Here is a 12,262-nt window from a genome sequence, read left to right as displayed (position 1 = left end):
GCCTCCTATTATGATGATAGGGAAAAAACAACGTTTAATAAATAGCCTAATGTTAGGTATGAATTGTCATTTTGTTAGATGAGAGGGGTGGGGATATGTCAGAAGCGATGCGCAATCTGCAGGAATACGAATATGAATATGCCGAGTTCATCTATTATACGCCGGGCAATCTGGACCGGGAGGGGCAGCTATGGCCGGTCCGTGCGGGCCGCAGCCTGGCTAAGCCGAACTACAGGGTAGGTCCCAAAAGGATTGAGTGTTACAGTCTTCATTTTGTATACGAAGGCAGGGTCGGTCTCAATTATGGAGATCAGCACATCGAGCTGCAAAAGGGTGACCTGTTCTGTCTGTTTCCGGACCAGACCTATCATTATTACATCATTCCTGCGGAAGCTCCGCTGCAGATGAACTGGCTTGCGCTGGATGGAAGCAGGGTAATGCCGCTCTTGAAGCTGGCCGGGCTGGTGCCTGAGCAGCCGGCAGCTCCGGGCAAGGTGACATCCCGCGTCCAAGCTGCACTCGAACGCATCCTCGGGGCAATGACCCGGTACGAGCAGTGGGACCCGGCTGTATCCCTTGAGCTTGAGGGACAAATCTGCGAATTACTGGCCGGCCTGATGCCCGAAGCCTTCCCTAAGGTAAGCCCGTCACCTTCCGGCTGGGTATCGCAGTGTATGGAATTTATGAACCTGCATGCTACTGAAGGGATAACCGTCCAGCAGGTTGCCTCGCTGGCAGGCGTACACCGTTCCTACTTCACTAGTGCTTTTACAAGTCAGGTCGGCGTATCGCCGCAGAAGTATATCCAGAGCATACGCATGGGGAAGGCCAAACGGCTGCTTGCCGAAACCGAGGCCACCATCACAGAAATTGCATTGTCGCTTGGCTATCCCAACCTGTACACGTTCACCCGGGCATTCAAGTCCTATTACAAATCCTCTCCCTTGCATACCCGTACGGCTGGAGACGGATAAGAGGGCGAAGGGGTTGCCGAATAATATGAGAGCGCTTACTAGAAGACAATTCCCTTACGGGAAGGAGAGACCGCTATGAGATTCGCAGCGCTGCGCCATAAATTATCCCCGAAGCCGGGGATTCAGGGGAAAATATTCATCGCGTTCGGACTGCTCAGTCTGTTCTCGATCGTAACGGTTACTTCTATCATCTATCTGAATATGCGTGAGACGATTAAGCAGAATGCGATTACTTCGGTCGCGGACAGTATCCGTCAAGCCGACGAATCGCTGAATCATATGTTCGAAGAGATTGATCGTCTGAACACTGTCGCCGTCACGAATAAAAATACGGTCATTGATATATTGCTGAGTCCCAGCGAGGAGATCAGCTACGAGTGGTTTCAGGAGCAAAAGCGGATCAATGAGTTTCTCTCAGGCCTGATTGATTATAAGCCTTATATCACACGCATAGCTGTGATTGGACTGAACGGTAAAGTGTTCTTCACCGGGGGTCCTTGGATTGACCGGAATTTCCTCCAGACCAAAGCGATGGACTACATGCTGAACCATGGGGACCGCCATGCTTATTTCAAACAGGAAGGCAGCACGGATGTGATTTCTGTCGGCCGTGTGATCCGGTACAACAAGGAATCTATTGGCGTCGTAATGGTGGATTTGAACTATGATTTCATTCGGAGTACCTATGGCGTCAAGCCGACAGCAGACAGTGTTCTATATGTACTGGATGAACAGATGGAGCTGGTGTACCCTTCCGGAGCTGCGCCTGCGTCACTCTCCCCGCAAATGCTAAGCACGGTGTATGCTCACCCGCAGCTTGCGGGAACTGCTGTGCAAGAGGCGGCAGAGCAGAAGATCGACGGTAAGTCCTATATTGTAGTCAGCCGCCGCTCCGGGGATACAGGCTGGATTACCCGGGCGCTTGTGCCGCTGGATTCTCTTCTCAGCGAATCGGTGAAGGTCCGGAATCTGATGATTGAAGTATCGGTCATCGTGTTTGCCGCAGTTCTGCTGGGAGCATTGCAGATGTCTTCCCGGACTACGCTGCATATCCGGCGGCTCAAAACGATGATGATGCGGGTGAAGGACGGCAACTTATCTTTTCCGCGTATGGGTATGGACTCAAAAGACGAAATCGGTGAACTTTACACCGTGTTCATTAGCATGATTGATGATCTGCAGCGGCTGATGCAGGATATCCGGATTAGCGAGCAGGCGAAGCGGGAGGCAGAGCTTACGGCACTACAGGCGCAGATCCGCCCCCATTTTCTGTACAATACCCTCAATACTATTAAGTATCTGGCCAAGCTGAATGATGTGCCGAATATCGAGGAGGTATCAGGCTCGTTAATTGAGCTAATGCGCGGGGTACTCGGGAATTCAAGCGAATTCCTTACGCTCAGGGAAGAGCTGGATTATATGAACTGCTATGTATCTATTGTGAAATACAAATATATGGAGCCGATATCGGTTCAGGTTCAAGTGGAAGATGATGATCTGCTGGAGTGCAGGGTGCTCAAGCTGATGCTGCAGCCTATTGTGGAGAATGCCATTCTGCACGGAGTGGTCCCGGCAGCCAAAGGCGGGTTGATTCTGATCAGAGTCTACGGGGAGAGCGGGGATTTGTTGATAGAAATTATGGATAACGGGCCAGGGATGTCTCAGGAAACCATGCAGCAGCTGCTTGAATCCGTCAAGGAGGGGAGCGCTTCGCGCTTCAGCGGAATCGGCGTGCGTAATGTGCATGAACGAATCAGCAGGATGTACGGGGAGCCGTACGGTATCAGGCTGTTTAGTGAAGAAGCGCTGTATACCAAGGTGGTCATCCGTTTCCCGGAAATTCGCAGGGATGAACCATCCGCAGAGGAGGCAGGTTGAATGTTGATTCAAGTATTGCTGGTAGACGATGAACCGCTGGTACATCATCATCTGTTGACGATGACGGATTGGCGCAGCCATGGTTTTGAGATTTGCGGGGAAGCCTACAGCGGTCTGACGGCGCTCCAGGCTTGTGAGAAATTGCTGGTGCATATTGCAATTATTGATGTGAATATGCCCGGCATGAATGGAGTAGAGCTGCAACGGACCATCCGTGAGCGGTACCCGGCTGTAAAGACAATCATGCTCAGCAGCTATGACGATTACGATTATGTCCGTGAGTGCCTGAGGAACGGGGCTGCCGACTATTTACTGAAGCACCGCTTGAATGACCAATCGCTAATTTCCGTTCTGAAGAAAGTGGCACAAGAGCTGCAGGAGAAGGCCGTGACCCCAGTCCCCGGGCTGGAGGAGGGAAGCGCTGCTGCGGACAGCAGTCCCGGGGATTTACGTGAGCAGGCACTCCGGCTGCTGGCCGGACAGCCGGAGGCTGAAGCCATGTTTGACAAAAGCATGAAACGGAGCGGGCTTCAGCCCGGTGTGGTCTGCTATATGGCTGCCGCTGTCCAAATCGTTCCCTTCCTGTTGTTGACACAATCACGCAGTGACGTACAGATTAACGGTCTGGTCCGGCAGGCGGTAGAGCTTATGCAGCAGAGTCTCGGCGAGCTGCCTGAGCGGATGGCCGTGTATGTTGAGAATGGGCGTCTGGCCGCCCTGTTCGCATTCAGAGAACGGAGCGAACAGGCTGCAGCGAGTGAGGCCAACCGGCTGATTAGCAATGCCAGCCATTCGCTGGAGCTATTCCTGAACTTGAAATGCACCTATAGCATTGGTCATATGTGCAGCAGCATGTCCAAGCTCGAAGCCAGTTACCGTTCGGCCGAACGAGTCCTCGATCACGCGGCTGCACGGCAAGAGCCGGATGCCGAAGCGGACAGTCCGCGTCTTCTGATGACGATCGGGAATCAGAAGCAGCTTCTTCTGGCCATTGAGCGGCTGGATCGGGAAGGGATAGAGCAGTCCATTACCGACGTATTCACCCCTGTTCAGCAGCTTCCGCTTCATTCGCCAAGTGTACAGATGATTGTCAGCGAACTGCTGGCAATAGGTGACAAGACCCTGACGCAGGACGAAGATGCAGCTGGCGGATTGCCGTCCCGGGAAGAGCTGGGCAATATCAACAGCGTAGCCGGGCTGGAACAGTGGATGAAAGCTTATTACGGAGGCCTGCTGGGCAGGCTCCGCCGCAGACAGTCACAAGGTAGCTATTCGCGGCATGTGTCCCAAGCCATTCAGCTTATTCTGGAACGTTATCAGAGTTACATTACGCTGGAGCTGACTGCCGACCTGATCGGGCTTAACCCGTCTTACTTAAGCCGGATCTTCAAAGAAGAGACCCGGACGACCTTTTCCGAATATTTGAACCGTGTCCGAATTGATGCCAGCTGCAGGCTGCTCGAAAGCGGCAAATACACTGTGAAGCAAATTAGCAGCCAGGTTGGGTTCACGACGTATAATTATTTTTTCAAAGTATTCAAGGAGCTGACCGGTACGACGCCGCATGCTTTTGTAAGCCGTCAGCCTGCTGCGGAGTGAAACAGTAAGATAAGTGTAGTAAATAGTCATATATGTAGAATCCCCCTCTTCGCTGGCCCGGATATAATAAAACCACACCAAGGGAAGCGCTTACACCGAAGGATCAGTGAGATATATAAGGAGGTTGTACCAGACATGCGCAGACAACGAAATCAAACGGCGGTCAGTCTTATGGTCATTGCCGCACTGGCAATGGGCGGCTGCAGTTCAGGAGTGGACAGCAGCAACAAAGAGGCTGCACCTCAGGCAACAGCAGATCAATCCGTGAGCAAGGACGGATTCCCTATCGTGCAGGAGCCGGTGAAGCTGAGCATGTTCACCCGGATTGCGCCCGTCAACGGACCGTTCAAGGACATGCCGGTCTTTCAGGATTATGAGAAGCTGAGCAATGTTCAGGTGGAGTTCACCGAAGCGCCGACAGATGGCTTCCAGGAGAAGAAGAATCTGCTGTTCGCCTCCAACGAGCTGCCCGATGTCATGTACCGCTCCGGGATCACCCCACTGGAGGCCGTCCGTTACGGCTCGGGCGGCCAGCTTATTCCACTGGAGGATCTGATCCGGGACTATGCCCCGAACTTCAACAAGCTGATGGATGAGTATCCGGAGATCCGCGCGGGCATTACGACACCGGAAGGTCATATTTACGCGATTCCGGGTATCGTTAGCCTGAGTGCGGCGCGGACGGACAAGAAATGGATCAACCAGGCCTGGCTGAAGAAGCTGAACCTGAAGGTGCCGGAGACGACGGATGAGCTGTACGATGTGCTGGTCGCCTTCCGTGATCAGGACCCGAACGGCAACGGACAGAAGGACGAACTTCCACTGACTGCCCGCGTCGGCCTCAGTGTCGCCACGATGATGAGCGGATCGTTCGGACTGGATCAGCAGTTCGGTTATAACGTCAACCTTAAGGATGATAAGGTCGAAATCTGGATGGGCAGCGAACGGAACAAGGAAATGCTCATGTATCTGAACAAGCTGTACGCCGCGAAGCTGCTGGACCAGGAAGTGTTCTCCCATACCGAGGCCCAGTTCCTGGCCAAGCAGGGCTCCGGCTTGACGGGGATGTTCTTCGACCAGACGAATAACAATTTCCTGCCGATCTCGGATCAATACATCGGCATCGCGCCGCCAGCAGGTCCGCATGGTGACCGGATGCAGAGCCAGACGTCTCCGATCCCGCGTGACTTTGGGGCGTATGCCATTACTTCCGTCAATAAATATCCGGAAATCTCCATGCGCTGGATCGATTATTTCTATAGCGACGAAGGCTCGACGCTGCTGCGGTTCGGGCGGGAAGGCGAGCATTATGAGCTGAAGGACGGAATTCCGTATTACAAGCCAGAGTATTCAACCTCTGAAACTCAGCCCAAAATCACTCCTTATGCCGGCGGAGGGGCGCCGCATCTGATCAGTGAGCATGTAGCTTCTTATATCAATCCGCCTCAGGTGCAGGAAGCGCAGAAGGCGCTCGACCCGTATATGCCGGAAATCCGCTATGCCGCTCCGATGTTTGACGAAGCGACAGCCCAGAAGGTGAACATGCTCCGGAATGATATTGACAAATATTACGAAGAACAGAGCACGAAGTTTATCGCCGGCGCACTCAGCTTCGACAAGTGGGATGAATTCCAGTCGACCCTCCAAAAGATGAATCTGGAAGAGCTGCAGCAAATTTATCAGGAAGCTTACGACAAGATGGAGAAATAGGCAGATCCACCTGGATAGGAGCGGATGTTCATGAATAAGGCTGAAATTCATACTACTGCCGCAGCGCCCCCGTCCCGCCGGGAACCGGGGCGCCGCCTGATCAGGCAAATCGCCCGAAGATACGACTTGTATCTCATGCTGTTAATACCGATCACATGGTACCTGGTGTTTCATTACGGCCCGCTCTACGGGCTGCAGATCGCCTTCAAGAATTTCAACCCGGGCAAGGGAATCCTTGGCAGCAGCTGGGTGGGCTTCGAGCATTTCCAGCGTTTCTTCGACTCCTATTATTTCTGGAGACTTCTCTGGAATACGTTGTCCATCAACCTGTTCTCCCTGCTGATTGCTTTTCCGGTTCCGATTCTGCTGGCCCTGCTGATCAACGAAATTGGCAGTAAGAGGTACAGTAAATTACTGCAGAACGTCACTTATATCCCGCATTTTATCTCTGTTGTTGTTATCGTGGGCATTCTGACGGTGCTGCTCTCCCCGAGCGGCCCGGTCAACATGCTAATTCAGGCGCTTGGCAGAACGCCGACCCGCTTCATGGAATCGGCCGCGTGGTTCAAAACGATCTTCATCAGCTCAAACATATGGCAGAACATGGGCTGGCAATCCATTATATACATCGCTGCGCTTAGCGGAATTAATCCGCAGCTGTACGAAGCGGCCAAGATGGACGGCGCCTCCCGTATCCGGCGGATCTGGCATGTCTCACTGCCTGGAATTGTCCCTGTGATCGTCATTTTACTGATTCTGGACATTGGACAGTTCATGAACATCGGCTTTGAGAAAATTTTGCTGATGCAGAATAATTTGAATCTGGAATCAAGCGACGTGATTTCCACTTTTGTATACACCACCGGCATTCTAAAGGGCGAATACAGCTATACTGCCGCAATAGGGCTGTTCAACTCCCTGATTAACCTGACGCTGCTCCTGCTGGTGAACCGGTTTGCGCGCAAAACGTCGGATACGAGCCTGTGGTAATGGAGGAGGAGACGGGCAATGCCTAAGGATGTAATTATGAAAGCCCCACCCGATGAAAAGCGGTTCGACGTAATCGTATACCTGCTAGCAGCGGTAATCATTGTTATAGTGCTCTATCCGTTACTATTTGTGGTCAGCGCTTCGTTCAGTGATCCCGCCAAAGTACTGAACGGGGAGGTCTGGCTGCTGCCCAAGGGCGTGACACTGGAAGCCTACAGCAATATTTTGCACAACGATAAAATTTGGACCGGATACCGCAATACGCTGATCTACACTGTTGTCGGAACAAGTGTCAATATTATGATGACCCTGCTTGCGGCATACCCGCTATCCAGACCGGATCTTCCCGGACGCAAGCTGCTAATGCTGATTGTTACCCTGACGATGTTCTTCAGCGGTGGACTCATCCCCAGTTATCTGCTGGTCAAAAACCTGGGGATGGTCGATACGATGTGGGCGCTCATTATTCCCGGAGCCATATCCACGTACAATCTGATTGTGATGAGAACATACTTTGAATCCAGTATTCCCTGGGAGCTGCAGGAGGCGGCGCACATTGACGGCTGCTCCAACTGGAGGCTGCTGATCAGCATTATTCTGCCGTTGTCGAAACCGATTATTGCTGTAATGGTTCTGTTCTATGCCGTGGGGCACTGGAATTCGTTCTTCAATGCGCTGATTTATATCCGCAGCGAGGACCGTTACCCGCTGCAGCTGGTGCTGCGCGAGATACTGATGATCAGTCAATCCGCCGGCGCAGACGGGGGGAATGTCGGACTGGAGGATCAAATCCTGCTCTCCGAGAGCATTAAATACGCGGTCATTATCGTGTCCAGCCTGCCGGTGCTGCTGATGTATCCTTTGGTCCAGAAGCACTTCGTCAAAGGTGTCATGATTGGTTCAATTAAAGGTTAATCGGAAACGGAGGAGTGAAATTGTCTAACCAAGCAACGATAAGGATCGACTGCAGCCAGCCAAGCGGGCATACGGTCAACCCGTACCTGTTCGGACATTTTGTGGAGGATATCCGCGATCATATGGAAGCCATGCTGGCTTATCCGCTGAAGGATATGGATTTCGAGAGTGAAGCGGGGAGTACGGCGGGCGTGGCGGGAAGCTGGTATGCGTTCACGAACGGGCGGAATACCGGATATGCCCTTGAAGCGTCTGCCCCGAAGCATTCGGGCCGCGCCCAGCGTATCCGCCTGCTGAGCGATGATGAGGCCTATGCCGGCATCGCCCAGAGGACAGCTCTCCAGGAAGGGATGTATACGGTTAAGCTGGTGGCGAGGGCATCTGTCGAGCTGACTTATATTATTGTTGAAGCCGTAGACCGGATCAGCCAAGCCCGCCTGGGGCTGGAGCGCATCGGGCTGGACAGCCATAATTGGCAGCAGTATGAGGCCGGACTATCCGTCAGCCGGAACAGCGAAGATGCAGAGTTCCGGGTATATGTTCCCGCTGAGCATCCCAGATGGAGGGATCATGTCTCTACCGGCATGTTATGGTTAGATCATGTCTCTCTGCTCCCCGAAGACCACATCGGTACCGTAAAACGTGAGGTGGTCGAAATGACGAAGGATCTGAACGCCGGGATGATGCGGCTGGCAGGGAACTATATCAGCGCCTATCATTTCGAGCACGGGATCGGTCCGGTGCTGGAGCGCCCGGTTATGTTCAACGAGGCATGGGGAGGATGGACCAGCAAATACTTCGGCACAGATGAATTCATCCGCTTCTGCCGGGAGCTTCGTGTGGAGCCGCTGATCTGCGTGAATGACGGCTCCGGCTCGCCGGAGGAGGCAGCGAGGTGGGTGGAATACTGCAATGGCGGGACCGATACTCCCATGGGCGCGAAGCGGGCCGCGAATGGCTATGCGGAGCCCTATAATGTGAAGTATTGGGAGATCGGCAACGAGGTGTGGGGACCCTGGCAGGTTGGAACAACTACGGCGGAGCAGTTCGCCAAGCGGACCGTGTCCTTCATTCAAGCTATGAAGCAGGCAGATCCTTCTCTCGTTATTCTGGCCTGCGGACATACCGATCAGGAATGGAACCGGGCTGTTCTGGATACCGCGGGTGAACAGATTGATTATTTGACCTTACATCTCTACCATGGCTATAACCGGTTTGCTATGGACCAGAACACACCGGAAGAAGAGCGCTATAAGGCCATTGCCTCATTCCCGGAATGGACCCGCTACAATATAGAACAGACGGCAGGCCAGATCCGCTCCAACCCGGACCATGCGCATGTGAAGCTGGCAATTACCGAATACAATACAATGTATTATCCCAACACGGTACGCAAAGGGCTGCCGGACGAGCATACGCTGGGCGCTGCGGTGGCTAATGCCGCTAATTTGAACGAAATGCTGCGGGCAAGCGACATCGTGCAAATCGGCAGCTTCTCCGATCTGGTGAACGGATGGCTTGGCGGGTGTATCCGGGTAGGCGATTATTATGCCGATCAATACTGCGGCAAGCTGCCGGGCTGGAGCGGGCATCCGTTAACCGTCTACGGCACGCCAACCTATGAAGTCATGAAGCTGTATGCCGGCCGCGATATCTCCCGTCTGCTTCCTTCAGTTGCAGAGTGCGGCACTTTCTCCGTAAGGTCCGGCAGACCGGCGCCTATCCATCTGGACGCCCTGCCGGATCTGGATACGGTGGCCTTCACGAATGAATCCGGGGATAGCGTCACCGTGTTCACTGTAAACCGCAGCCTGCAGGAAGTGAAGGCTTCCTTCACAATGCATGGATTTGAGGCTGACGGTACTGTAGTGGTATATGAAATATCGGGGGAATCCGAATGGGAGATCAATTCTGTCTTCGCGCCGGACCGCATCGCCTGCAAGGTAAGCGAGGTTCCTGCTGGAGCGTGGGCGGAGAACTGGCTGCTGCGTCCGGCATCGGTCTATGCGCTGGAATTCAGAACCGGGTCTGCCGGGCGGAACGGGGGAGTACGATGACAACCAAAGCATACATCAAGGATTATCCCAGACCGCAGTTCGTCCGCGGGGGATGGCAGACCCTTAACGGGGAGTGGGGCTTCCGGTTCGACGATCAGAATACCGGTGAGCACGGGAAATGGCAGGAGCAGTTGAACGCAACCCATACCATTACTGTTCCATATACTTACGAGACGCAGGCAAGCGGCATCGGTATTCAGGAATTTCATCCCCGGGTATGGTACAACAAGGCAGTGCTCATTCCCGGGGAGGCGTCCGGAAAAAGGGTCATTCTCCACTTCCAGGCCGTGGATTATCACGCCAAGGTATGGGTGAACGGCATCCTGGCAGGCAGTCATCAGGGAGGGTATGCTGCGTTTTCCTTCGACATCACTCCCTATCTAATCTCTGGGAAGGAGAACAGCATTACGTTAAAGGCAGAAGACAGTAATGACTGTACCCAGCCCCGGGGGAAGCAGCGCTGGACGAAGGATAATTTTGAATGCTTTTATGTGCAGAGCACCGGAATCTGGCAGACCGTCTGGCTGGAATATGTGGAAGAGCAGCGGCTGGATTCTGTAAAAATCACTCCGGACATCGACCGCTCCTGTGTCTCGTTCGATGTTCAATTGCACGGGCTAGAGACGGCGGCAGGCAAGATCCTGCTGGAGGCCGCGGTTACTTTCAAGGGAGTCCCGGTTAAGACAACGAGCCAGTGGATGGACCGGCCCCGCCAGACGATAGAAGTCGATCTGCTGCATGAGGCAAGCGGTCCCTGGAAGCGGAGCTACTGGTCACCGGCGCAGCCCAACCTGTATGATGTTGAGTTCACCCTATACGTAGGCGGCAAGGTTGTGGATCAGGTGCATTCCTATTTCGGAATGAGAAAGGTCTCCATCCAGAACGGTAAGGTGCTGCTTAATAATACACCAGTCTATCAGAGGATTATTCTGGATCAAGGCTACTGGACAGAGAGCCACCTGACACCGCCGAGCGAAGAAGCGATTGTAGCCGATATTGATTATATTCTGGCGATGGGCTATAACAGCGTACGCAAGCATATGAAGATTGAGGATGCCCGTTTCCTGTATTGGTGCGATGTAAAGGGCCTGCTGGTATGGTCGGAGATGGCGGCAACGTTCGAATTTCATGACCGCGCCGTGGAGAGCTTCACAAACGAATGGCTGGAGATCGTCCGGCAGCAGTATAATCATCCCAGTATCATTACCTGGGTGCCGTTCAATGAGTCCTGGGGCGTGCCGAACATTCTGCATGATCAGCGGCAGCAGAAATTCACGGAAGGCATCTATCACTTAACCAAGGCCATTGACCCCTACCGCCCGGTGATTACGAATGATGGCTGGGAGCATACCGTGTCGGATATTCTGACCCTGCATGATTACGTTGAAATGGGTGACGGCTTCTTAAGCAGGTATGGTGACAACAAAGAGGCCATCGTGAATAAAGAGACCACCTGCAACCAATGGAAGTATGCCTTCGCCGAGGGGTATGCGTACCAAGGCCAGCCTATCATTATATCGGAATTCGGCGGGATCGCCTTCCAGTCCGATAAGGGCTGGGGGTACGGGCATCAGGTGGCATCAGAGGAAGAATTCCTGAACCGCTTCGCAAGCCTGACCCAAGCGATCAAAAGTGTGGATTATATCTGCGGGTACTGCTATACCCAGCTCACCGATGTGCAGCAGGAAATCAACGGTCTGCTGACAGAGGCGCGTGAGCCGAAAATTCCGCTGGATAAAATTAAAGAGATCAACCTGAAGTAATCGAATGGATAAGGACTGACCCGGGCCAGGGAATGGCCGGGCTGGTCCTTCTATTTCTCGCTGAAACGAATGCCGTCCTTTAATTTAAAAGGACGGTTAAGCCGTTTCCACTTGTGTGAAGTGTGCGATTCGATTTAAGGAATTAGTTGGATTTTCAGCACTTACTGATAAGCATTTGCCTCCTGTTGGAACAGCAGTTGTATAAACAACACTTAATTTGGCACATTTCATCCAGAGTGGCAAAAAACCAATAATTAGATGCCCTTTTTCCACTTGCTGCCGTTTATTTAGGAGATGTCGGTAAATTAAGATACGTTTGTCCACTTGTTAGTTGGCAGGTGCGGGTAACGTACATACATCAAAGCCCAGCCCAAGT

General features: G+C 53.0%; 8 protein-coding genes. All 8 read left to right on the top strand.

Features of this window, described 5'->3' with window-relative positions; genetic code table 11:
* Window positions 1–95: 95 nt before the first annotated feature.
* The 8 genes from HQN87_RS22085 to HQN87_RS22050 all read left to right on the top strand — a co-directional run bounded on the left by HQN87_RS22085 (window position 96) and on the right by HQN87_RS22050 (window position 11,886).
* Window positions 96–974: an AraC family transcriptional regulator gene (locus HQN87_RS22085; RefSeq protein ID WP_343221978.1), complete on the top strand. Its 879-nt coding sequence runs from the start codon at window positions 96–98 to the stop codon at window positions 972–974.
* 75 nt (window positions 975–1,049) lie between these two features.
* The gene (locus HQN87_RS22080; protein WP_173137711.1) at window positions 1,050–2,852 is read left to right on the top strand and encodes a sensor histidine kinase; all 1,803 of its coding nucleotides are present in this window, start codon (window positions 1,050–1,052) and stop codon (window positions 2,850–2,852) included.
* Window positions 2,853–4,451 (top strand): response regulator transcription factor, encoded by a 1,599-nt coding sequence (locus HQN87_RS22075; protein ID WP_254075608.1) that lies wholly within the window; start codon window positions 2,853–2,855, stop codon window positions 4,449–4,451. It begins immediately after the preceding gene.
* A 135-nt stretch (window positions 4,452–4,586) separates the two neighbouring features.
* Entirely contained in the window at window positions 4,587–6,161 is a 1,575-nt protein-coding gene (locus HQN87_RS22070; RefSeq protein WP_173137709.1) for an extracellular solute-binding protein, read from the top strand.
* A gap of 30 nt (window positions 6,162–6,191) precedes the next feature.
* A complete protein-coding gene (locus tag HQN87_RS22065) occupies window positions 6,192–7,151 on the top strand; it encodes an ABC transporter permease (protein ID WP_173137707.1) in 960 nt (319 codons plus the stop codon).
* Between the two features lie 18 nt (window positions 7,152–7,169).
* A complete protein-coding gene (locus HQN87_RS22060) occupies window positions 7,170–8,066 on the top strand; it encodes a carbohydrate ABC transporter permease (protein ID WP_173137705.1) in 897 nt (298 codons plus the stop codon).
* 20 nt (window positions 8,067–8,086) lie between these two features.
* Window positions 8,087–10,123 (top strand): alpha-L-arabinofuranosidase family protein, encoded by a 2,037-nt coding sequence (locus HQN87_RS22055; protein WP_173137703.1) that lies wholly within the window; start codon window positions 8,087–8,089, stop codon window positions 10,121–10,123.
* Entirely contained in the window at window positions 10,120–11,886 is a 1,767-nt protein-coding gene (locus HQN87_RS22050) for a glycoside hydrolase family 2 protein (protein ID WP_173137701.1), read from the top strand. Before HQN87_RS22055 ends, HQN87_RS22050 begins: the two co-directional genes overlap by 4 nt.
* Window positions 11,887–12,262 lie beyond the last annotated feature (376 nt).

It is taken from the genome of Paenibacillus tritici (assembly GCF_013204885.1).
GTDB classification, from domain to species: domain Bacteria; phylum Bacillota; class Bacilli; order Paenibacillales; family Paenibacillaceae; genus Paenibacillus_AQ; species Paenibacillus_AQ tritici.
The sequence above is the reverse complement of the archived record's forward strand: the minus strand, read 5'-3'. Positions and strand labels throughout refer to the sequence as shown.